15 protein-coding genes and 3 pseudogenes are annotated in these 21,995 nt (G+C 59.9%); 9 read left to right on the top strand and 9 right to left on the bottom strand.

Annotated features, from left to right (window positions below; translation table 11 throughout):
- Positions 1-27: 27 nt before the first annotated feature.
- Positions 28-1,407, top strand: a complete 1,380-nt coding sequence (locus tag GH665_RS08550; protein ID WP_153135493.1) for a chloride channel protein — start codon at positions 28-30, stop codon at positions 1,405-1,407.
- A 110-nt stretch (positions 1,408-1,517) separates the two neighbouring features.
- Here the strand turns inward: GH665_RS08550 and GH665_RS08545 are convergent.
- Together GH665_RS08545 and GH665_RS08540 are read right to left on the bottom strand one after the other, a co-directional pair.
- Positions 1,518-2,435: pseudogene (locus GH665_RS08545) on the bottom strand (sterol desaturase family protein).
- Between the two features lie 203 nt (positions 2,436-2,638).
- Positions 2,639-2,785, bottom strand: a pseudogene (locus GH665_RS08540) (MFS transporter); the annotation flags it as partial.
- A 217-nt stretch (positions 2,786-3,002) separates the two neighbouring features.
- On the opposite strand from GH665_RS08540, the gene GH665_RS08535 reads away from it, so the two are divergent.
- A complete protein-coding gene (locus GH665_RS08535; protein WP_153135492.1) occupies positions 3,003-5,687 on the top strand; it encodes an excinuclease ABC subunit UvrA in 2,685 nt (894 codons plus the stop codon).
- A gap of 254 nt (positions 5,688-5,941) precedes the next feature.
- Here the strand turns inward: GH665_RS08535 and GH665_RS08530 are convergent, their stop codons facing one another.
- The 4 genes and pseudogenes from GH665_RS08530 to GH665_RS08520 all read right to left on the bottom strand — a co-directional run bounded on the left by GH665_RS08530 (position 5,942) and on the right by GH665_RS08520 (position 9,143).
- Complete coding sequence (locus GH665_RS08530) at positions 5,942-6,817, bottom strand: VOC family protein (protein WP_153135491.1); 876 nt, start codon at positions 6,815-6,817, stop codon at positions 5,942-5,944.
- A gap of 69 nt (positions 6,818-6,886) precedes the next feature.
- A pseudogene (locus tag GH665_RS39640) lies at positions 6,887-7,126 on the bottom strand (hypothetical protein); the annotation flags it as partial.
- Between the two features lie 72 nt (positions 7,127-7,198).
- Positions 7,199-7,960 carry an SDR family NAD(P)-dependent oxidoreductase gene (locus GH665_RS08525; RefSeq protein WP_153135490.1) on the bottom strand — a complete coding sequence of 254 codons (762 nt, stop codon included), beginning with the start codon at positions 7,958-7,960 and terminating at the stop codon, positions 7,199-7,201.
- Between the two features lie 163 nt (positions 7,961-8,123).
- The gene (locus GH665_RS08520) at positions 8,124-9,143 is read right to left on the bottom strand and encodes an alpha/beta hydrolase (protein ID WP_153135489.1); all 1,020 of its coding nucleotides are present in this window, start codon (positions 9,141-9,143) and stop codon (positions 8,124-8,126) included.
- 183 nt (positions 9,144-9,326) lie between these two features.
- On the opposite strand from GH665_RS08520, the gene GH665_RS08515 reads away from it, so the two are divergent.
- The 4 genes from GH665_RS08515 to GH665_RS08500 all read left to right on the top strand — a co-directional run bounded on the left by GH665_RS08515 (position 9,327) and on the right by GH665_RS08500 (position 14,154).
- Positions 9,327-10,220, top strand: a complete 894-nt coding sequence (locus tag GH665_RS08515) for a LysR family transcriptional regulator (RefSeq protein WP_153135488.1) — start codon at positions 9,327-9,329, stop codon at positions 10,218-10,220.
- 188 nt (positions 10,221-10,408) lie between these two features.
- Positions 10,409-11,302, top strand: coding sequence for a LysR family transcriptional regulator (locus GH665_RS08510; protein ID WP_153135487.1), 894 nt, complete (start codon positions 10,409-10,411; stop codon positions 11,300-11,302).
- A 352-nt stretch (positions 11,303-11,654) separates the two neighbouring features.
- Positions 11,655-12,668, top strand: a complete 1,014-nt coding sequence (locus tag GH665_RS08505; RefSeq protein ID WP_153135486.1) for an aldo/keto reductase — start codon at positions 11,655-11,657, stop codon at positions 12,666-12,668.
- A 304-nt stretch (positions 12,669-12,972) separates the two neighbouring features.
- Positions 12,973-14,154 (top strand): multidrug effflux MFS transporter, encoded by a 1,182-nt coding sequence (locus tag GH665_RS08500; protein ID WP_217361893.1) that lies wholly within the window; start codon positions 12,973-12,975, stop codon positions 14,152-14,154.
- A gap of 202 nt (positions 14,155-14,356) precedes the next feature.
- On the opposite strand, the gene GH665_RS08495 is transcribed toward GH665_RS08500, so the two are convergent.
- Complete coding sequence (locus GH665_RS08495; RefSeq protein ID WP_153135484.1) at positions 14,357-15,151, bottom strand: shikimate dehydrogenase family protein; 795 nt, start codon at positions 15,149-15,151, stop codon at positions 14,357-14,359.
- A 37-nt stretch (positions 15,152-15,188) separates the two neighbouring features.
- Positions 15,189-16,406, bottom strand: a complete 1,218-nt coding sequence (locus GH665_RS08490) for an acyl-CoA dehydrogenase family protein (RefSeq protein WP_217361872.1) — start codon at positions 16,404-16,406, stop codon at positions 15,189-15,191.
- Positions 16,407-16,978: 572 nt separating this feature from the next.
- On the opposite strand from GH665_RS08490, the gene GH665_RS08485 reads away from it, so the two are divergent.
- The 3 genes from GH665_RS08485 (at position 16,979) to GH665_RS08475 (ending at position 21,034) form a co-directional block, all read left to right on the top strand.
- Complete coding sequence (locus GH665_RS08485) at positions 16,979-18,379, top strand: MFS transporter (protein ID WP_153135482.1); 1,401 nt, start codon at positions 16,979-16,981, stop codon at positions 18,377-18,379.
- 277 nt (positions 18,380-18,656) lie between these two features.
- Entirely contained in the window at positions 18,657-19,889 is a 1,233-nt protein-coding gene (locus tag GH665_RS08480) for a CaiB/BaiF CoA transferase family protein (RefSeq protein WP_167530931.1), read from the top strand.
- Positions 19,890-20,095: 206 nt separating this feature from the next.
- Positions 20,096-21,034, top strand: a complete 939-nt coding sequence (locus GH665_RS08475) for a LysR substrate-binding domain-containing protein (RefSeq protein WP_153138310.1) — start codon at positions 20,096-20,098, stop codon at positions 21,032-21,034.
- A 17-nt stretch (positions 21,035-21,051) separates the two neighbouring features.
- Here GH665_RS08475 and GH665_RS08470 read toward each other — a convergent pair whose 3' ends face one another.
- Positions 21,052-21,840 carry an enoyl-CoA hydratase/isomerase family protein gene (locus tag GH665_RS08470; protein ID WP_153135480.1) on the bottom strand — a complete coding sequence of 263 codons (789 nt, stop codon included), beginning with the start codon at positions 21,838-21,840 and terminating at the stop codon, positions 21,052-21,054.
- Positions 21,841-21,995: the final 155 nt, after the last annotated feature.

Genomic DNA, 21,995 nt, shown 5'->3' with positions numbered 1-21,995 from the left:
CCATACTGATGCGTTTTCGGCGGCCGCATGCATATTTCAGAACTTGTTAATAAACGTGCACTACAACGCGCGCGGCGGCTATGGCTGCACTATGGTGTGTTCTGGCTGGGCGCCATCGCGACCGGGCTCATCGCCGTTTTCTACGCGAAGCTGATCGACATCGGGTACGACACATTTCTGCGCTATGCGGCGCGATACTGGTGGCTGCCGCTTCCCGTCACCCCGGCGATCGGTGCTCTGGGTGTATGGCTTACCCGACGCTACTTTCCCGGCTCCGAAGGCAGTGGCATCCCGCAGGTCATTGCCACGCTCCATGACCGCGGCGATCTTGCTCCACGTCTGCTGAGTATCCGGATCCTCGTCGGCAAGATTCTGGTGTCGTTCCTCTCGATACTCGGCGGATTCACGATTGGCCGCGAGGGGCCGACAATTCACGTGGGCGCCGCGCTCATGTTCAACCTGCGACGCTTCTATCCGCACCGGTTCCGGGCTATCCGGGGCATCGAACTGGAACGGCGGCTGGCCCTCGCGGGTGCGGCGGCGGGTCTGTCGGCGGCCTTCAATGCGCCGCTTGCCGGCGTCGTATTCGCAATCGAAGAGTTGACCCGCAGCTTCGAGCAGCGCACGAGCGGCGTGCTGATTACCGCGATCATCTTCGCCGGCGTCGTTTCGCTGGGCCTGCAGGGCAACTATACGTATTTTGGAACGATCAAGGTCGGCAGCCACTTTCCAGATCTGCTGGCAGTCGCGGTGGTGTTGATTGGCGCCGCGTCGGGCGTGGCTGGCGGCGTCTTCTGCTGGCTTCTACTGAACACCAAACGCTGGATGCCCGCGTCGGTGAGTGCCTGGCGCAGTAGTCGACCGGTGGCATTTGGTGCCGCGTGTGGCCTGGTCGTCGCGGTAATCGGGGTGGTGTCGGGCGGCCACACGTTTGGTAGCGGCTATGCCGAAGCACGCGCATTGCTGGAAGGACGCGCACAACTGGGCGTCGCCTACCCGGTGCTCAAGATGGCCTCGATGGTTGGCTCGTATCTGCCAGGCGCGCCAGGCGGCCTGTTTGCGCCCTCGCTCGCGATTGGCGCCGGTATTGGCAACGCATTGCACCTGCTGTTTGGCCAGATGCAGTTGCCAATGCTGATCGCACTTGGCATGGTGGGCTATCTTGCGGCGGTCACACAAAGTCCCATTACCGCTTTTGTGATCGTGATCGAGATGATTGACGGCCACGCACTCGTCATCTCCCTCATGGCCACCGCGTTAATCGCCAGCCAGATATCGAAACTTTTTGCGCCGGCACTTTACGAAGCATTATCCGAGCGTTACAGCAGGCCTCATGTGGCGCAGGACGCCGCGCCGTCCGCCGAAGCCAGGGATCGCTCATCCGACGGGCTGCCTGGACGGTCCTGACCCGCCGGAGCTGTTTCTGCTGCTTTCCGGAGTCCGGTGTTGTCGTACGCCCTCGTGTTGCCGGATAACGCTTGTTCCGTTTGGCTGGCCGTGCATAAGTCGCCAGTTCATCAACCGTTGGGCACCTGGCACTCGCGACGCGCGGCCTCGCTCTTACGCCGCAGTTCTTCCGTAGTTTCGCCGCCGCCCTCCGGCATCCAGCCCGGCGGCCGGATTACATGATTGATCGCGGTCCACACGCTTTTCGCCTTCGCCACGTCCCGCACTAGCGTCGCCCAGTGCTCGAACTCGACGACGAACGGATTGCGTGAGGTGGTCGGGTTGACAAGCCCGTAGCGGCAGGGTTCGTCGGCGCGTTCCCCGACATAAGTGCCGAACAGCCGGTCGAAGATAATCAGCACGCCGCCGTAGTTCGCATCCAGATAGTCGACATTCGATGCATGGTGCACGCGGTGCGAGGACGGCGTATTGAACACATACTCGAGCCAACCGAGCTTCGGAATCCACGTGGCATGCAGCCAGAACTGATACATGAGGTTGAAGGAGAGCGTCAGCAGAACGACTTCAGGACGCACGCCGAGCCACACGAGCGGCGCGAAGAAAATCGCCGAGCCCGTCAGCTTACCCGTCACGCCGAGCCGGTACGCGGTGGACAGAGTCAACTGGTTCGGCGAATGATGCACGGCATGCGTAGCCCAGAAGAAGCGCATGCGATGCGACGCGCGGTGATACCAGTAGTAGCAGAATTCCTGACCGATGAAGAGCGCCATTACCGCCAGCGCGCTATTGAGTTCCACCGTGAAGATGCGATGCTCCCAGGCGAGAGCAAACACAGGTGTAGCGAGCGATAGCGGCAGCATTGCGAGCAGCTTGCGCGCGAAGACGTCGGCGAGCGAAAGCCACACTTCGTGCCACGCAAATGGCGTCGCCGCATTGCGGTTTTTTCGAGTCAGTCAGACGGCTTCGACCATCGATACGGCGATGACAAAAGCCGTGACATATAGCGTGAATTTTCCAAGTTCTTCCATGACGATGCCATAACGGTAGTGACCGGGGTATCGTCTGCGGTGAAATTGTGGAACCGTGCATCGCATCCGATACGCGCACTTTAGCTATGGCTCCCGCAACAGGCTATGCGAAAGTTATTTCACCGCATGTCATGTGGCTGGACCTCTTTATGGACGACGCGGGCGCGCCTTTGCGCCCGCTGGAATTCACTAGTCGGCATCATGCCGCCGATCGTCAGCAGCAGATTGACGAACAGAATCGAGCGATAGTCGCGTGAAAACAGCGTGCGGATCGGCGAGCGTACGACCTCGACCGGTGCAGCCGTGTTCTGCGTTGCGGCCTTGGCGGCCTTCTCGGCGGCCGCCGAGCGCTGCGCCAGCATGCTTACCTCGGCCGCCAGTGGCGCATCCGTTAGCCACCGCACTCCGCGCTCGGATAGGCGCTTCAATGATAGGCTGTCATTTCTGGATTGACGGGGTGGGTGCGCCCTGCCTTCACTGGCATCATCGCCAGATAACCGTCGGGCATGCTCCGTGCAGCTTCGCTAGCGTTGGCCCGCAGGGGCACGCTGATTCGCCACTATCGATATGAACGCCATCGACAAAAAGGCTCGCTCGACGCCGCCGCCCGAGGAACCCGCCTTCACCGGCTTCGTGCGGGTGCGCGGCGCTCGCGAGCACAATCTGAAAAACATCGATGTGCAGATTCCGCGTGATGCGCTGGTCGTCTTTACCGGCGTGTCCGGATCGGGTAAATCGTCGCTGGCATTCGGCACGTTGTACGCCGAAGCGCAGCGGCGCTATTTCGAATCGGTCGCGCCGTATGCCCGGCGCCTGATCGAGCAGGTCGGCGTGCCCGAAGTGGACGCCATCGAAGGCCTGCCGCCCGCGGTCGCATTGCAACAGCAGCGCGGCACGCCGAGCGCGCGCTCGTCGGTTGGCAGCGTGACCACGCTGTCGAGTCTCGTGCGCATGCTCTATTCGCGCACGGGCGACTACCCGCCGAAGCAGCCCATGCTGTTCGCCGAGGATTTCTCGCCGAACACGGTGCAAGGCGCCTGTCCGACTTGCCATGGACTTGGCCGCGTGTACGAGGTCACGGAAAAATCGATGGTTCCCGACGACTCGCTGACCATTCGCGAGCGCGCAATCGCTGCATGGCCGCCCGCGTGGCACGGACAAAACCTGCGCGACATTCTGGTGACCCTTGGCTACGACGTCGATAAACCGTGGCGCGATTTGCCGAAGAAAGACCGTGACTGGATTCTCTTCACCGACGAACAGCCGACCGCGCCCGTCTACGCCGGACTCACGCCGAAAGAAACGCGTGCCGCGCTCAAGCGCAAGGACGAACCAAGCTATCAAGGGACCTTCACCGGGGCACGCCGCTATGTGCTGCACACGTTCGCGAACACGCAAAGCGCGCTGATGAAAAAGCGCGTGTCGCAATTCATGATTGGCAGCGTCTGTCCCGCCTGTCATGGCAAGCGGCTCAAGAAGGAAGCGCTGTCGGTGAAATTCGCCGGGCTCGATATCGGTGCGTTCGCTCAGTTGCCGCTAGCCGGACTTGCCGAGATGCTCGAACCGATCGCGCGCGGCGAATGGCCCGAGCCGGATGCCGCTCATTCGGGGAAAGACGCCGGCAAAGGCAGCGTGCTCAGCAGGAGCGCCATGCGCGAAGCCGTCGATAAGCGGATTGCCGCAGGCGGTTCCGCGCATAAAGCCTCGCCTGACGTGCGGCGCACACCCAATCTGTCGGAGGAAAAACGCGTCGCCGCGCAACGCATTGCAGCCGAGTTGCTCGAACGCCTGACGACTCTGGTCGATCTGGGTCTGGGTTATCTCGCGCTGGAGCGCAGTACGCCCACGCTGTCATCCGGCGAACTGCAGCGCTTGCGACTCGCCACGCAGTTGTCGTCGCAGTTGTTCGGCGTCGTATATGTACTCGACGAGCCATCGGCCGGCCTGCATCCCGCGGATGGCGAAGCGCTCTTCAGCGCGCTGCAGAGCCTGAAGGCCGCGGGCAATTCGCTGTTTGTCGTCGAACACGATCTGCAGATGATGCAGCGCGCCGACTGGCTCGTCGATGTCGGTCCCGAGGCCGGCGAAGCCGGCGGCCATGTGGTCTATAGCGGGCCGCCCGCCGGCCTCGCGAATATCGAAGCGTCGCATACGCGCCGGCATCTGTTTGCGCCGCCCGCGCCCGTCGCCCGCGCGACGCGCGAACCGGCCGGCTGGCTGCGGCTCGCCGGCATCACGCGCAACAATCTGCATGGGCTGGACGCCGCGTTTCCGCTCGGCTGCCTGACTGCCGTCACGGGCGTGTCGGGCTCGGGCAAATCGAGCCTCGTGAGCCAGGCGTTGCCGGAACTGGTCGCTAGTCACCTTGGACGCGTCTTTGAAAACCCGGACGACGACGAGCAGGACCCGTTGCTCGCGGCCACGAGCGCGCCGACCGGCGGCCGCATTGCCGAAGGCATGGACGCGCTGCGCCGCCTTGTGCGCGTCGATCAGAAACCGATCGGCCGCACGCCGCGTTCCAATCTCGCCACCTACACCGGCCTCTTCGACCACGTGCGCAAGCTGTTCGCCGACACGCCACTGGCTCGCAAGCGCCGCTACGGCGCGGGCCGCTTCTCGTTCAACGTAGCGCAAGGCCGTTGCCCGACGTGTGAAGGCGAAGGCTTCGTCAGCGTCGAACTGCTGTTCCTGCCAAGCGTCTATGCGCCCTGCTCGACCTGTCACGGCACGCGCTACAACCCGCAGACGCTTGAAGTCACATGGCGCGATAAGAACATCGCCGAGGTGCTCGGCTTGACCGTCGACGCCGCCTGCGATTTCTTCGCTGACGAAGCCGGCTTGATGCGCGCACTGAAAGTGCTGCGTGACATCGGCCTCGGCTATCTGCGGCTCGGTCAGCCCGCCACCGAATTGTCCGGCGGCGAAGCTCAGCGCATCAAGCTCGCCACGGAACTGCAACGCGCGCAACGCGGCGACACGCTGTATATCCTCGACGAACCGACCACCGGCCTGCATCCCGCCGACGTCGACCGGTTGATGGTGCAACTCCATGGACTCGTGGATGCCGGCAACACCGTCGTCGTGGTGGAGCACGACATGCGGGTGGCCGCACAAAGCGACTGGGTTGTCGACGTCGGCCCGGGCGCCGGCGACGCCGGCGGCAAGATCGTCGCGAGCGGCACACCGGCTCAGGTCGTGCACGCGAAGGAAAGCCGGACTGCCGAGTATCTGCGGCAGCACGTCGTGGCATGAAAGAAGGAACAATTTTCATGCCCAAACCCGCCAGAACGCCTGAACCTTGAAAATCTGCTGGTACCGGTTTTCCGGATCAACAATATTGTTCTGAGACAGACGGATGTTTTCGGTAGGAATATTGCGAGTTAGGCAGTACAACTTCACAACCTAAGCTGCACACAAAGCCGAGGAGACCAGAAAATAGTCGAAGGGATCAGGCGCCGGCAGATCCAGCAGCGGCCAGTTGAGAGAAGAGTGGTGTGCCTCACCAATCAGAACACTCCGCCAACTCCCTCGCCGCCCATTCTGTAATTGCGGTTAGTCAGATCCGGATTCCGGTTCACCAACGGCCTCGCATACAGTGGATGACGCAAACTGCGGACTTCATGTTCAAGCGTGAAGCAAGGCGTTCCAGTCGCAGGATCGACGAGCTCGGCGAAGCGATATTGGTGAGTCTCCTCGCCATAATTCAACCCTCGCGCAGCGAGCCGTTCATATGGTCCGGAGAAATCGGCCACATAGATCTGAATATGATGCCCGTCGTACTCCGGGCTTGCCGAGGGCGACTCCGCGTAGATGAGTTGTTGATGTCTGCCGACCGCGACCACCGCCTGCCGCGACCCGTTGCGCTCACGTGAGTCGACAGGCGCATCGAATATCTCGCGATAGAACGCAGCAATCGACGTCGCGCAGCCGACGGGCACATCGAGTTGCACATACACAATACCCAGAACGATACCCGCCCACGGGTCGCTCGCCCGGCACGCATCGGGATCGAGACAGTCGTACCGATTCCCCCAAGGACAGGTCACTTCCACGCGTTCGTCCCGCTCGATCCATCCGAACCGCGTTCCCTCCAGCAAAGGTCCGACAGCGCGCAACCGCTCGATCAGAGACGCGCGGCTTCCCACGATCAGCCCAACATGTCCGCGAAGGCGCTGTGCATCGCCGTGCGGCAAGTGAATCTGCGAGCGGCCGGCGTTGATCCACATGTTGGTCACGCCCGTCATGAGAAAAGGATCGCGCGTCAGACCGAGTGCACTGACATAGAACACGGTCGCGAGACGTTGGTCCGGAATCGTGAGATTGACGTGCTCAAGCAGCACAAGATTGCCGATGTCTTCACGTGCGTAGTTGGAACGCTCCATCTGTCTGCCCTCGAGGATTGACGCGGTAAATCAAAACATACACCAATTGAGCAGCGCTCACGACCTCCTTCACGTGGCGCCTGGCTCGGGCAATTCGATGCGTTTGATATCGCCGGGAATGAAGATGTACAACGCCGCGCCAAGCACCGCCACCGCGCCAATGAACATGAGCCCCCCGCAGAACTAACCCGATACTCGACGAAAGCAGCAGACCAGTGATGATGGGCAGCTTGCGCGCCAGGTTGATGCGCCGTGTGCGCCGCAGCAGAAAGTCTGACAGCCATCCCCGAACAGCACGCCAACCGATGCATTCCGGTATTCGCCGCAACGCCAGCAGGTGCACAATTGCCCTGAAGGGTGATCCGTCGCATTCGTCGTGCATCAGCGCACGGTATACCCACCGTCGACAGGAAGCGCATGACCGATCACAAACGTGGAAGCCGGGCTGCACAGCCACAGCACCGCATCGGCGATCTCTTCGGCGCGACCAAGACGGCCGATCGGCACTTCTTTCATCATTTCCGCCATCGCCTCCGGCTGGCTCTCCAGCATGCCCGAGACCATCGGCGTTTCGATAATGCCCGGACAAATTGCGTTGACGCGAATTCCCAGCGGCGCGCATTCAAGCCCGGCGCTCCTGGTCAGCCCGACTACACCGTGCTTGGAGGCATGGTAAATACCGCGCTCTGCGATCCCCACGAGTCCGCCGAGCGAAGAGTTGTTGACGATCGCGCCGCTCCCCTGCTTGCGCATCTGCAGCAGCTCGAACTTCATGCAGTTCCAGATTCCACGAAGATTGACGCCCATCACGAATTCATAGTCTTTCGGGTCGGCATCGGCCGTTGCAGCCACGGGACTCTGCACGCCTGCGTTGTTGAACGCGGCATCCAGGCGGCCGAAAGTCGATACCGTCTCGTTCACCATTGCCTCGACCTGGTCCATGTCGGCGACATCGCAGCGAAGGCCAATCACCTTATAGCCCGCGGCCGTGAGTTCGTCGGCGACTGCACGCACGGCCTCCCCGTTCACGTCTGCCAATGCGACAGCCGCGCCGGCCTGAGCGAATGCCCGGGCCGTCGCCAGCCCCATTCCGGAAGCAGCCCCGGTGACCAACGCGACCTGATTCTCAAAAGAAAAACTCATGATTTCACTCCATTTTCATAGTGATTCGTAGCGTCCATCCCAAGCGTTCTTTCAGAACCTCTGAGACAGAACAAGCATTTGATCCTTCGCTCAAGCTTCCGTCGCCGGGCGCCTCGTTCGTCGCACTGGATCGCATCTTCTGTTTCGCCGCCGACCATCGGACTTAAAGGTTCCGCCCGAAGAATTCCGCCAGTTTCGCGACTGCGGGGTCTACATATTGCGGCTTGTCGTACAGATCGAAATGCGACGCGTCGGGGATGACCAGTAGTTCCTTGGGTTCCTGCGCCATGGCGTAGGCGTCCCGGCTGAACTTGAGCGTTTCGGCCTTGCCGCCGGCAATCAGCAACACTGGCCGCGGAGAGATTTCCGCCATGTGTTCCAGCGGGTAGTACGCCATATGCAAACCGGGGCTGGTCACCACATAAAGGTTCCTGGCGTTCGGATGGCTTCCGTGCGGCGTCAAGTAGTAGTCGTAGGCTTCACGCATGAAGTTCGGTGTGCTGCCATTCCATTGCTCACGCCCCGGAATGAGCTGCTCGACGAGGACGGGCGACCCGCCAGACTCTTTGGTCAATTGGGCGTCGACATTCTCCAGGAGCTTCTTGCGATTATCGGCGGAGACTGGGGCGCCTTCGATGCCTTCACGTGTCGCGGCGCCGATGTCGTAGGTCACGACGCCGGCTACCGCCCTGACCCGCAGATCGGTCTGAGCCTCGTTGAGCGTGTAGCCACCGCCAGCACAAATACCCAACGCGCCGATTCGCTTGCTATCGACCTGGGACAGGTTGCTCAGATAACCCACGGCGCTGCGGATGTCCTGAACGCGATCGGCCGGGTCTTCCAGATCACGCGGCTCGCCGCCGCTCTCACCGTAGTGAGATGCATCGAAAGCCAGCGTGACAAAACCCTTGTTTGCCAGTTGCTGAGCGTACAGGCCGGATGTCTGCTCCTTTACGCCACCCCAAGGATGCGCGACGACGATAGCAGGATATTTCCGGGTCACGTCGTAGTCGGGTGGGAGATAGAGATTCCCCGCCATCCGGACTCCACCGCTTTTGAATGTAACTTTCTGCGAACCGACGACATTCGCGCCTTCAGCCACGCCGCTTCCGTTCGCAACATTCGTCGACGAAAGCGCGACCAGAACCGATGCGGAGACCAAAGCGTTCTTTACTGTAGTCATTTTTCGAGTGTCGCCTAAAAGAGGACGCGTTCATACTTCTCGCAGATTGCGCGTCAAAGTTCCTGATAGTTGTACCGCCCGTCGAAACGGGAATGCTCATTCATGGGAAGAAGAAGTCTATCGGCTGCACCCATGGGCAACTAGACGGTAGAATCGGCAAGGTCTTATAAGGGTGGCTCATCAATGCCGCGCAACCACTTCAGCGACCTGTTCGCCTTTATTGCCGTTGCACGTGCGCGCAGCTTTACACGCGCAGCGGCTCAGCTCCGCGTGTCTCAACCCGCGCTGAGCTACACCATCCGCGAGCTTGAATCGAAACTCGGCGTTCGGCTTTTGATGCGTAGCACCCGCAACGTATCGCCCACGGAGGCGGGGCAGCGGTTGCTGGATCGGCTGGCGCCCGAGTTCGATGAGATCAACGCGGAAATTCAGGCGTTGAGCGAGCTGCGTGATACACCGATGGGAACGATCCGTATCACCGCTATCGACTACGCGATCAGAAGCACGCTCTGGCCAAAGCTGGCAAAATTTCTGCCGCAATACCCGGATATCAAGGTCGAACTCGTCAACGAATACGCGAGTGTCGACATTGCCGCACGAGGCTATGACGCTGGCGTGCGCTTCGGTGAAGAGCTCGCCCAGGACATGATCTCAGTGCGTATCGGCCCGGACGTTCGCAATACGGTGGTCGGCACACCGGCATATCTTGCCCGGCGAAGACAGCCAAAAACGCCGCATGACCTCACTGAACACGCCTGCATCAATCTACGGACGTCAACCTACGGCGGGTTGTACGAATGGGAGTTCGTGAAGGGAAAACGCACATTGAATGCCCGCGTGGATGGGCCGCTCGTGTTCAACAACGCCTACGATATTCTGGAAGCAGCGAAGAGTGGATTCGGACTCGCGTATTTGCCGGAAGACCTGGTGCGCCCATTTGTTGCCAGAGGGCAATTCGTGTCCCTTCTCGAAGACTGGTGCCCGGTATGGTCAGGACTGCATCTCTACTATCCCAACCGTCGGCAACCTTCGCATGCCATGACTTTGCTCATCGACGCCTTGCGCTACCGGTCCTAGGCGCGCTATCCGTACGCGCAAAAAATACAGAGCGTAACTCATGAAACACTTGCGTCGAACATCGATCGCCTCTGGCATTCTGCGAAGAAGCAGCTTCGTCCCCACGGGCCACTCAGCGCTCGCAGCCATACTGTTAGCACACGAGTGGGTCACCACAAACCCAGGCGTATTCAGGAGTGTCCAACTAAATGTCGGCTGAGAACTTCCGGGACATCCTTGCATTTCTCGCGGTTGCGCGCGAGCGTAGTTTCACGCGGGCGGCGGCGCAGGTTGGCGTGTCGCAATCGGCATTGAGCCACACCATCCGTGGCTTGGAAGCGAGATTGGGCATACGCCTGCTGACCCGCACAACCCGCAGCGTCTCCCCGACGGACGCCGGTGAACGATTGATTCGGAGCGTAGCACCCCGATTCCAGGCGATCGCCGACGAACTGGCGGCGTTCGACGAACTCCGTGACAAGCCTGTCGGCACCGTCCGCATTACGACGTCGGACTTTGCAGCAAACACGGTCTTGTGGCCGAAGCTGTCGCAACTCCAGCCGGCCTATCCGGACGTCAAGATTGAGATTTTCGTCGACCCGGGATTGACCGATATCGTGGAAGAACGCTATGACGCCGGCGTGCGTTTCGGCGATCAGATCGCCAAAGATATGACCGCCGTTCGGATCTCGCCGGATATACAAATGACGATCGTCGGCGCGCCTTCGTATCTGGAGAAGCGTCCTCCACCAAAAGTCCCGTCTGATCTTTCACGACATCAATGCATCAACACCCGCTATTCCAATCGCGGAGGCGTCTACGCGTGGGAACTCAAGAAGGGTAAGCGCAACTTGCAGGTGCGGGTAAGCGGGCCGTGGACCTTCAACTCGATCTATCCCGTTCTGGACGCAGCGCTGGCGGGATTCGGTCTGGCCTACGTCCCCGAAGAACTGGCACGCCCGCACGTCGCCAGCGGCCGACTCCACCCGGTACTCAAAGACTGGTGCCCAACCTTTCCGGGTCTTCACATTTTCTATGCGAGCCGCCGTCAATCGTCACCCGCACTTTCGCTGATCGTCGAAACACTTCGGTACCGGCGTTAGGGTGACATCCGTTTTGATGCAATTCGCAACCCTCCAGACGTCACAACGCGCGAAAAGAAGAAGCATTCATGATCGCTGCTCATAAGACTTTGCTGTTTTGAGGGCTTTATCACTAGACCCGATCTGCCTATCATCTGTTGATACCCGCTATGGCCGATGAGCAGCGCGTCCTGACTGTTCAAACCAGACGCGCCATCTGCGCATCCGTCGCGAATCCAACAGCGGCGCGGGCCGACGCGTCACTACCTATTTTCTGACGGGCTGCATCCCTTGAGCCGGGGGCAACCTGTGCCCGGCACGCAGCCCCCCTTTCCCACTAGCAACGGCGGGCATAGCCTGCACGGAGAAGATAATGGACTATCGGTATCTGGGCCGCAGCGCCCTCAAGGTTTCGCCCCTGTGTCTGGGCGCGATGATGTTCGGCGGCGAAACGGACGAAGCGACTTCCAGACGGATTATCGACAAGGCGTTCGATCAGGGTGTGAACTTCCTTGATACCGCTGACGTTTATCACGGCGGCCGCTCCGAGGAAATCGTCGGTCGCACGATCGCGCAAAGGCGTGACAGCTGGGTTGTCGCGACGAAATTCGGCTATCAGGCTAGCGCGAATCCGGGGCCGAATGAGCTGGGGCAATCGCGCAAGTGGATTTTCCAGACGGTCGACGCCAGCCTGAAGCGTCTTGGCACCGACTACATCGATGTTCTCTACTTCCATCGAGCACTGATCAATGCGCCGCTGGAGGAAGGTGTGCGTGCCATCGGCGACCTGATTCGCCAAGGCAAAGTCCGCTATTTCGGCCTGTCCAATTTCCGGGCCTGGCGCGTTGCGGAGGCCGTGCGTCTGGCTGACCAGCTTGGCATTGATCGCCCCGTCGCAATCGAGCCTGTGTACAACATGGTCGATCGAACGGCTGAGGTCGAGTTGATGCCGGCAGCCGGGCACTACGGTATCGGCGTAGTGCCTTACAGCCCCCTCGCGCGAGGCGTGTTGACGGGCAAGTACGCGCTTGACGGTACGCCGCCATCCGATTCCCGCGCAGGACGCGGTGACAAGCGTATCCAGCAGACTGAGTGGCGCCCGGAATCGCTGGCCATCGCGCAAAAAGTCGCAGCTCACGCCGCTGAACGCGGCACCACGTCTATCGCCTTTGCCATTGCCTGGGTGCTGAAGAACAAGCTGGTGAGCTCCGCGATTGCGGGTCCGCGGACAGAAGCGCACTGGGACAGCTATCTCGAGGCACTAACGCTGCAGCTTGGACCGGATGACGAAAAGTTCGTCGACAGTCTGGTTCCTCCGGGTCACGCCTCGACGCCTGGCTATACGGACCCGAACTATCCGGTCGAGGGTCGCCTCATCATCGGCTGACCTTCGGGGCAAGCAACAAGGCCACGATCCCTCGATGGCATTTTGCGCCGCGCGGCAAACAGGCATCGGGTGCGATAGCGATTGGTGCAAGGCAGAGCGTTGTCCAGTCCGGATGACGCCCTTTTTCCTGGACCCACTCGCTGACGCCGCCTCTCACCGCCCGATTCACCAGCAAACTATCAGCGCCATGTCCACCACCGATTTACCCTCAGCGCCACCGGACATCCGCTCGGACTACGAACGCACTGATGCAGCGCGGCCTCGGCCAGACGCCGTTACGCGCGATACCGCCGACCGGCACGGTATGCGTGTCCTTGCGATCCTTGGCCTGCTAATGGCCTTCGCCTCGATCTCGACTGACCTGTACCTTCCCGCCCTCCCGGCGATGGCGGCGACGCTGCATGCGAGCGCCGGCATGATGGAGTTGACCATCTCCGGCTATCTGGTCGGCTTCAGTCCTGGACAGTTGCTGTGGGGGCCTGTTAGCGACCGTCGTGGCCGTCGCCAGCCGATTGCTATCGGGCTCGTCATGTTTATCGCCGGTTCCGCAGGTTGCGCGCTGTCGACCAGTGCACCGATGCTGGTTGCCTTCCGCGCGGTGCAGGCGGTGGGTGCATGCGCGAGCGTAGTGCTTGCCAGAGCAATGGTGCGCGACCTGTATGCCGGTCCCGTTGCTGCGCAGATGATGTCAAAGTTGATGACCGTGATGGCCATTGCACCGTTGATTGGGCCTAGCGTCGGTGGAGCGATCCTGCACGTCGCATCGTGGCGTGTGGTCTTCTGGACGCTCGTGGGCGTCGGCCTCGCGACACTCGCCGCGCTGTACACATTACCGGAAACCTTGCCGCAAGAGCGCCGCAATCGCGAGCCACTAAGGCGTGCTTGGGCAACTTACGGAAGTCTTGTCGGTCACAAACGATTAGTTGGGTACGCCGGCGCAGGCGGATTTTTCTACGGCGCGACGTTCGCTTATATCGCAGGGTCGCCGTTCGCGTACATCAGTTACCACCATGTGTCACCTCAGTTCTATGGTGCGCTATTTGGCGCCGGTATTGTCGGGATCATGGTGATGAATCAGGTGAACACACGTCTCATACCACGCATCGGTAGCGATCGGCTGATGCGGGCGGCAACGCTCGTCGCAGCGCTTGCCGGACTCATACTTGCAGTGGATGCCTGGACCAATTTCGGCGGCCTCGCGGGTCTGGTGGTGCCGGTGTTCGTGATGGTGTCGACAAGTGGCATGATCATCGCCAACTCGATTGCTGGCGCACTCGGTCTCTTCCCCGAGGTCGCCGGGTCAGTGTCGGCGCTGGTCGGCGCGGCGCAGTACGGGACAGGGATTGTCGGGTCCTTGCTCGTCGGCGCGTTCGCAAACGGCACGCCGTCACCGATGGGTTTCGTGATCGCGGCGATGAATGTTTGCGCGGCGCTGTGCGCAGTGTTGTTGGTGCGTACGGGCGCAACTCATCGGGACGGTGGATAGCGCTGCAACCACTTTCGTATTGGGCAGGACCATGCGGACCAAGACGCAAAAAAGCCCCTGTGACCGAAGCCACAGGAGCGCGATTCCCAAGGGAGTCTATCTCTCTCGGGGTCTAAACCTTGGGGAAACGGACAGGCAGATCGCCAATCAGAGATAAATTCCGCTCCCCGGGCACGGCGGTGCGGCGGCAGTCAGCAAACGATCACTCCCCGAGCATGAAGTCGAGCATCATCTCCTGCACGGCCTCGACCATCTGCACGCCGTTTGCCGTCTTGCAGCCTGCGGCCTGGGCCGCCTGCAAGAATGGTGTCACGCCATGCCCGGCGATGACATCGCCTACGAACATGGAAGATTTAAGCAGATCCGCGGTAACGGGAAGCGGATCGCCATCGGCCATACCCATTGGTGTCGCATTGCAGACCATATCGCAGCCTGTCGGGTCTGCTGGACCGGCGCTCACCCGGCCGCGCCCCAGATCGGCTACGACCTCCATCAACTGCGCGACGCGAGAGTCGTTTGCGTCGTGGATGATCAACTCGCGAACGCCTGCCTCGAGTAAAGCGATAGCGATTGCGCTACCCGCTGCGCCGGCACCGACCAGCAGCACTCGCGCGCCTTCAGGCTTGGCCCCCTCGTCTATCTGAGCCTTGACGAACGCCAGACCATCCAGCATGCCACCATGCCACGTAGCGTCAGGATTACGGCGCATCACGCTCACACCGCCCAGCAGCCTCGCCGTCTCGGAGCTAGTCGCGCAGTACGTAAAGGCGGTGAATTTGTGCGGCATGGTGACGAGCAATCCGTCGACATTGCGCGCAGCCGTAAGACCTTGCATGACCACCTTAAGGTCCCCGTCCGGCACCTGCATCGGTATGCAAATGCCGTTGTGGCCTCGTGCCGCGAAGCCGCTAGTCAGGCGTTGCGGGGACTTGACGAATACGATCGGGTCTCCAATGATAGGAAACAGCCGCGTCTCACCACTTAAATTTTCTGGCATTCTGTTGTCTCGTCGTTCGTTGAATTGATACTTCGCCTCATGCCTTGACCGTCTCGTCAGCGACGTCGTGCTTACGAATGTCGCGCAAGCCAGTCTTACCGTGGTGACGGTCGGCAAGTTTGTAGCCCAACGCGTCCTCAGCGATCATGATCTTCTGCACGTTCGCCGAGCCTTCGCCGACGAAGAACAAATCGGCATATGACTTCAACCAGGAGATACGGTATTCGCGTGCGAGCCCATAGCCGCCGAAAATCTGTTGGGCCTTGTCCGCGCAAAGCCTGGCCGTCTGTGAAGCGTGATACTTGGCAATTGCAGCCATGCGGTTGGACGGCTGAGCGTCGTCCATCATTTGTGCGGCCTTATATACCAGCGCCCTGCTGGCCTCGATAGCGGTCGCCATCTCAGCAATGTCAGACTGGATCATCTGGAGGCGCCCGAGCGGCTGACCACGAAGCGTGCGTTCATTTGCGTAACGCAGCGCATCCTCAAAGCATGCCCGGGCTACGCCCAAAGCCTTGCCGGAAACCGTCACGCGCCCCGCCTGAAGCGTGCGCATGATGATCTTGAAGCCTTCGCCTTCCTCGCCCAGACGATCTTCCACCGGCACCACAAAATCGTCGAGAAAAAGCACATTTGTACGCAGTGCGTTCGACAATCCCAGCATTGCAATCGGCTCAGCCTTCCAGCCCGGATATTGCTTCGGATGAACGATGAAAGCAGTGACACCCTTCGAGCCTGCGTTACGATCAGTCCTTGCGAACAGGATGCCGACATCGGTCTCGTTGGCCATGGACGCCCACATCTTTTGCCCCGTAATGCGGTAGACGTCGCCGTCGCGCCGGGCGAAAGTCTTCAGATTACCCTCAGCGTCCGAGCCGCCGCCGGACTCAGTCAGCGACATCATGCCAATTGTCTTGCCAGCGATAAGATCAGGTACGTATTTCCTGATCTGGTCCGCCGTTCCGCCAAAATAAATACTGCTTGGGCAGGTGGAACCTTGCTGGTTATTGCAGGACGAGAAGCGCACATCGTTGCGAGCCATTTCCTCCTGGATCACTGCGGCGGCAAGGTAGCCCATGTTGCTGCCACCAACCGATTCGGGAAATACGGCGCCGTAAAGGCCAGTCTCGCCAGCCTTGCGAATCAGTTCGCGTGGAAACTCTCCACGTGCCTCATAACCGTCCATGACAGGATTCACTTCATTCTTCATGAAGCGATTGACCATGTCGCGCACTGCTTCGATCTCTTCGGACATCGCTGGGTCCATGCTTTTCCCCTTTCGAATTTCAAGGCGTTACCGTCGCGTCACACTCTGAAAGAGTGATCAGCGAGACTGTTCGAGGCGCTGATTACGCAACATGTATGCCATTGCGTAAGACCGATGCGCCTATCCGTGCGCTTCAACTGACGAGACACATCAGTCCCGCCAGCACACGAGGCATAGGTGTCTGCGACAAAAGCAAAGGTGTCCGCTTCGAGTACATCCGGCACTTCTCTTCGCTACGTTTCGTACGCTTCATAGCTCGACAGCGCCGCCCCATAGCTTGGCATAGGTGTTGCAAACAACATTTACACAGCATGACCGACCCGTCGACACACTACCTAAGCGCGCTAGATAGCCCGCATCGCTTCAGAACAGAGAGCAGCACCACTGACGAAAATCAGCAATCCCGTCTGACATTACGCGCCGGGGAGTAATCGAACATCGACCTGTTTAACCGCGTTCACCGCCGGCTGCTCTGCGTATCAACACTGCGCTGATAAAAGTCGCGCGGGACAGCAAAGATCAATTCTGCCGCCGGACAAAGGCGCGCTTATGGAGAAGACATGAAGAGTACGGGTCGACCAATAATTCCTCGGGAACAATTGAAGGTCGTCGATATGACGGTCCCGACGCGGCTGTTATTTCATGCAAAACTGGATAGCGCGGCGTCCTGGTATGTTCTCGGACTACTCACTTTGAGCTATTCCCTCGCGTATGTCGACCGCCAGCTATTGAATCTTCTCGTCGATCCAATAAAACGAACCCTCCTCATTTCGGACACACAACTCAGCCTGATTCAAGGAACCGCGTTCGTTTCCGCATATCTGATCGCAGCCCCGGTGTTCGGGCGACTCGCCGACATCACGAACAGACGCAACATCCTGATCTTTGGCATCTGTCTTTGGTGCACTTTTACTGCGCTCTGCGGGCACGCGAATACATATCTCGAACTGTTTGCCGCGCGATTTGGAGTCGGCGCCAGCGAGGCCTGTGTTTTCCCCGTCTGTTGCTCCCTTATCTGGGACTACTTCTCAACAAGCAAGGCGCCAAGGGCAATCAGCGTCTTCAATGCCGGCCAGTTCATCGGCGCTGGGTTTTCACTGGTAGCCAGCGGTCTGGTTCTCTATTTCGCCGATAGCATTCGGAGGTCCATTCCGCTCCTTCAGGACTTTGCGACGTGGCAAATAGCCTTTGTTCTGGTAGGCCTCACAGGTGTAGTGTTAGCTGCGATACTTCTCACGGTGCGCGAGCCGGCGCGCAGTGTCACTGTCAAAAACTCCGCTGACGGCAGGCGGTTCACCTTCTCCGAAGGTTTAAGCTACATATGGAAACGCCGCGCCTTCTATGGCCGAATGTATCTTGGCATCGGCATGCATTCGATAGTGACGCTTGGAACACCCGCCTGGCTCCCGTCGTTCCTTATTCGCTGCCGGGGCGTGGCGCCTTCCGTCGTCGGGTACCGGTTGGGGTTGATTGCCGTAATCGTGGGCACGAGCGGCGTGCTGCTTGGGCCGTTTGTGGTTCGCTTTTTTGAACGCAGGCGAATTCCCGACGCCGCACTGCGTGTCGCTGGCTTCTCCGAAGTCTCCGTGTTCATTTCCTGCGTTTCCATTCCGTTTGCGCCCGGCGCCACTGGCGTATTCATTGCAGCCGGTGTCGCTATCTTCTTCTTCAGCTTTCCCGTCAGTATTTTTGCTGCCGCGACCCAGTTAAGCACACCAAGCCGGCTACGCGGCTTCGTGGCGTCGCTGCATACGTTCCTCGCCCAGTCTATCGGCTTCGGCGTAGGCCCCACCGCGATTGCGATTCTCACTGACAAGGTGTTTAAAGACCCTCAGATGGTCGGCTACTCGCTGGCTATTGTTTCCGGTGTCGCGTCGGCACTCGCTGCCTGCCTGTTCTTCTCAGCGCTGCCCCATTTCAGAGGCATGCTCAGGGAACGGGATGTCAATATCATTGAGTAGATCCCACTCGCCCTTCGGTTCGGACGGTTTCTTCGCTTCGGCCAGATACATGTCGAGCTCCGTCAATCCGTTCGAGAGAGGATGCGACCGCCCATAGCGATGATTCGCCAGACACCATGGAATACATTGCATCATGTATGCCAACCCGAGTCCAACAACGAGTCGTGCCCGCCAGTGTCAGGAAAACTTACCTTCGGCCACAAAAAATGCGACTCGACTCAAGCAAGGCACAGACGGAAAATTGGAAACGTCGTCTACCAGCGAGAGCCGAGCACCCATGCCAACCACAAGTCCCATTCCGCTGCCTCTCGAAGGCATCAAGGTCGTCGAACTTTCTCACCTGATCGCGGGGCCCTACTGCTGCCAGATGCTCGCAGACGAAGGCGCCCAGGTGACCAAGGTCGAGCCGCCCGACGGTGAGCTCAGCCGGCACCGCGAGCCCATACGGTACGTGGGAGATCGGGAAGTGTCCGCGTACTTTGCCTCGCTAAACCGGGACAAGCAAAGCATTGCGCTGGACCTCAAGAACCCGCAGGGCTCCGCCATTCTGTCCAGTCTGCTCGAGACAGCGGATGTCTTCGTGACGAATATGCGTGTCCAGGCGCTCGAACGGCTTGGGTTGCACCCTCGCGCTCTGCAGCAACGCTTTCCGAGACTCGTGATCGTCAGCATTTCTGGTTTTGGCATGGAGAATTCGGGCAAGTACGCGGATCGCGCTGGCCTTGCGATGGTGGCCGAAGCCATGGCGGGAGCCACGGGACTGACACGGGACCACTCTGGTAACCCGGTGTGGTGCGGATTCGCGTTGGGAGACATCATGGGCGCCGTGTCCGCTCACGCCGCGATTCTGCTTGCGCTGCGCAATCAGGAACGTCACGGTGTCGGCAAGCTGATCGATATCGGTCTTGTCGAATGCATGCTCCCCATGGTGTCAGTCGCCCTCAGCCGCGTGCAATTCGAGGAAGCCGCCGCCTCATCGTTCGCCGGTTCGAATGGCTTTCACGGTGTGCCCTATGGAGCATTTTCCGCTTCCGACGGATACGTCAACATAGGTTGCAATCGGGACGATTTCTGGCGGCGGTTGTGCGTGGCGATGGGTAGTCCGGAACTGGGCACCGACGAACGTTACGCCACTTATCGGGAACGTTCGATACGGCAACAGGAAGTGCATGCCATTACGGAGGCATTCACGCGAGCGCACACGCGCGCGGAGATCACGGCAAAGTTGATCGCGGCAGACGTTCCCGTTGCCGGCATTCTGGATATGGCCGAGGTCATTTGCGACGAGTATCTCGTCAAGCGGGGCGCCCTATGTGAGGTGGACGATGGGGTTGGTGGCACGCTGACGCTGCCGGTCAACCCCGCATGGCTCGACGAGACATCGCGCCATCGTCGCGTGCCACTGCTCGGCGAGCATCGCGATCTAATTCTCGGCAACGAACTGAAATTTACCGCTGAGGACATTGCCCGTCTCGATCAGTCAGGCGCTTTTGGTCCGTATCGAGCCTGAGGCTGATATGACATCATAAGGTTGAAGCCCCACGGGGCGGCCACGTCGCCGCAATTTGCTGCGCCCGCACAGCAAATTGCGCCAACCTCGTCGATGCGCAGCGCTCGTCTACTCTGCTCTCTACAACTGTCGCCTTCGGGCAAGGTAAGGTGACACACGGCACGCAAGTTGCATTCACATGTTGCAACGAGCTATCGCGGATCACCATGGAACTTCGACACCTCAGGTATTTCATAGCAGCCGCCGAAGAAGAGCATTTCGGTCGCGCATCCGAGCGTTTGCATATCACTCGGCCAGCGGTTTCGCAGATCATTTCCGACCTCGAAAGCGAGCTTCGCACTCCGCTCTTCGAGCGGCTTGCACACCGCGTGAAGCTGACCGCAGCGGGGCAAGCGCTTTTGCCGCGATTGCAGGCAATCATGGGCGACATCGACGACGCACTAGCGGTCACCAAGAGAGTGGGAGAAGGCAAAAGCGGCGTGCTGAGCATCGGTTATGGCTCGCTAACGCTGCTGCATTCTCTCTTCCGCACCGCGATCAAGCAGTTTGGTGAGACGTATCCGGACGTATCGCTTTCTCTGCTCGAAATTCCTACTTTCGAGCAGCCGAACGCGCTCGCCAGCGGAAAAATTCACGCGGGGTTCATGCACTTCGGACCGAGTTCCGAGTTCTTCTGGAACCGTCGGACTGACAGCGTGCTGGAGCAGGAAGATACCGCGCTTGACTGGTTACCGATTGAGAACGGCGGCCTCGGCGTCGTGCTTCCAATCGACCATCCGCTCGCGCGAAGGACATCGCTTTCCCTCTCCGAACTCGGCGCTGAACGCTTCGTGGTCGTCCCGCGGTCGAGCAGCAGCCCGGGCTACGGGCCGCTCTACTCACTTTGCCAGCAGGCCGGGTTCGAACCGAAGATCGTCCAGGAGGTGAGGTCGATCACGTCGCAGCTCAATCTCATTTCAGTCGGAATGGGTATCGGTCTAGCGGTAATCGGCAGGAACTTCACCTATCCCCCAAGCCTCGCGGTCATCCCACTCGACAAGGTCGACTACGTTACCCGCTTCGTATTCGGATGGGTGAAGGGTCAGCGGGATCCGGTGCTCGACCGTATGATTGAAATCGTGGCAAGCTTGTCCGAGCAGCGCTGACGTGGCTCCAATCGATTTCATTGCCCGTTGAAGCGCGGCGTGCGCTTTTCCCTGAATGCGTTCACTGCCTCCTTGTGGTCCTCGCTCGTTCGCACGATGGGCAGGTTGGCGGCGACGATTTCATGCGCCGTCGCCAGGTCCTTGTCCAGACCGAAACGCATCACGCGTTTGATCAGTTGCACCGCGAGCGGCGCGCCTTCTGCGACTCGTCTTGCAAACGCGTAAGTGCCCGCCATCAACTCCGCGTCTGGAAAGACCCTGTTGACGAGACCAATGCGCTCGGCCTCCTCGGCATCGACCCAATCCGCAGTCCAGAACATTTCCAGCGCCTTCGACATACCGACGATGCGGGGCAGCAGGTACGCCCCCCCCACACCCGGAATCAGGCCCATACGAACATAGGTTTCCGCAAAACGCGCACTCTGCGCAGCGAAGCGAATGTCGCACGCGAGCGCAATGTCCAGACCTCCGCCGGTTGCGAGGCCGTTTAACGCCGCCAGCACGGGTTTGTCTAACTCCGCGATTTTTCTTGGCAGCCGTTGTATGCCTTCGGCAACGCGCGCTTTGATCGCCGCGGGCGATTGCGCCGCACTGGCCGAGAACGTGTCGAGATCGCCACCCGTGGTGAATGCACGGCCGGTTCCCGTCATCACAATCACGCGAATCTCCGGGTTTATGCGGCATTCCTCGAGTGCATCTAGCCAGGTCTCCTGCATGTCGTCTGTGAAAGCATTGAGCTTATCCGGACGATTCAGCGTGATCGTGGCGATGCCCTGCTCGACTGCGAACAATAATTCTTCTGCCATGTATCTCCCTCAACCGGGCCGCGCTGCCCTTAAATAGCGTAGCTCCCGAGGCGCAACATATGTGCCATGTGTGGAAGTGTGGCACCCCAGTCAAAAGAAGGCACGCTACCCGGTTTGTTGATCACACAGGCTGTGCGCGATAACGACGTTTGCGT

Source organism: Paraburkholderia agricolaris (genome assembly GCF_009455635.1).
Taxonomy (GTDB): domain Bacteria; phylum Pseudomonadota; class Gammaproteobacteria; order Burkholderiales; family Burkholderiaceae; genus Paraburkholderia; species Paraburkholderia agricolaris.
This window is presented reverse-complemented; position numbering and strand designations above follow the sequence as displayed.

Excerpts from the sequence above, each read along its gene's own strand:
- GH665_RS08550 (WP_153135493.1), top strand. The coding sequence starts at position 28 with ATGCATATTTCAGAACTTGTTAATAAACGTGCACTACAACGCGCGCGG.
- GH665_RS08535 (WP_153135492.1), top strand. The coding sequence starts at position 3,003 with ATGAACGCCATCGACAAAAAGGCTCGCTCGACGCCGCCGCCCGAGGAA.
- GH665_RS08530 (WP_153135491.1), bottom strand. The coding sequence starts at position 6,817 with ATGGAGCGTTCCAACTACGCACGTGAAGACATCGGCAATCTTGTGCTG.
- GH665_RS08525 (WP_153135490.1), bottom strand. The coding sequence starts at position 7,960 with ATGAGTTTTTCTTTTGAGAATCAGGTCGCGTTGGTCACCGGGGCTGCT.
- GH665_RS08520 (WP_153135489.1), bottom strand. The coding sequence starts at position 9,143 with ATGACTACAGTAAAGAACGCTTTGGTCTCCGCATCGGTTCTGGTCGCG.
- GH665_RS08515 (WP_153135488.1), top strand. The coding sequence starts at position 9,327 with ATGCCGCGCAACCACTTCAGCGACCTGTTCGCCTTTATTGCCGTTGCA.
- GH665_RS08510 (WP_153135487.1), top strand. The coding sequence starts at position 10,409 with ATGTCGGCTGAGAACTTCCGGGACATCCTTGCATTTCTCGCGGTTGCG.
- GH665_RS08505 (WP_153135486.1), top strand. The coding sequence starts at position 11,655 with ATGGACTATCGGTATCTGGGCCGCAGCGCCCTCAAGGTTTCGCCCCTG.
- GH665_RS08500 (WP_217361893.1), top strand. The coding sequence starts at position 12,973 with ATGCGTGTCCTTGCGATCCTTGGCCTGCTAATGGCCTTCGCCTCGATC.
- GH665_RS08495 (WP_153135484.1), bottom strand. The coding sequence starts at position 15,151 with ATGCCAGAAAATTTAAGTGGTGAGACGCGGCTGTTTCCTATCATTGGA.
- GH665_RS08490 (WP_217361872.1), bottom strand. The coding sequence starts at position 16,406 with ATGTCCGAAGAGATCGAAGCAGTGCGCGACATGGTCAATCGCTTCATG.
- GH665_RS08485 (WP_153135482.1), top strand. The coding sequence starts at position 16,979 with ATGAAGAGTACGGGTCGACCAATAATTCCTCGGGAACAATTGAAGGTC.
- GH665_RS08480 (WP_167530931.1), top strand. The coding sequence starts at position 18,657 with ATGCCAACCACAAGTCCCATTCCGCTGCCTCTCGAAGGCATCAAGGTC.
- GH665_RS08475 (WP_153138310.1), top strand. The coding sequence starts at position 20,096 with ATGGAACTTCGACACCTCAGGTATTTCATAGCAGCCGCCGAAGAAGAG.
- GH665_RS08470 (WP_153135480.1), bottom strand. The coding sequence starts at position 21,840 with ATGGCAGAAGAATTATTGTTCGCAGTCGAGCAGGGCATCGCCACGATC.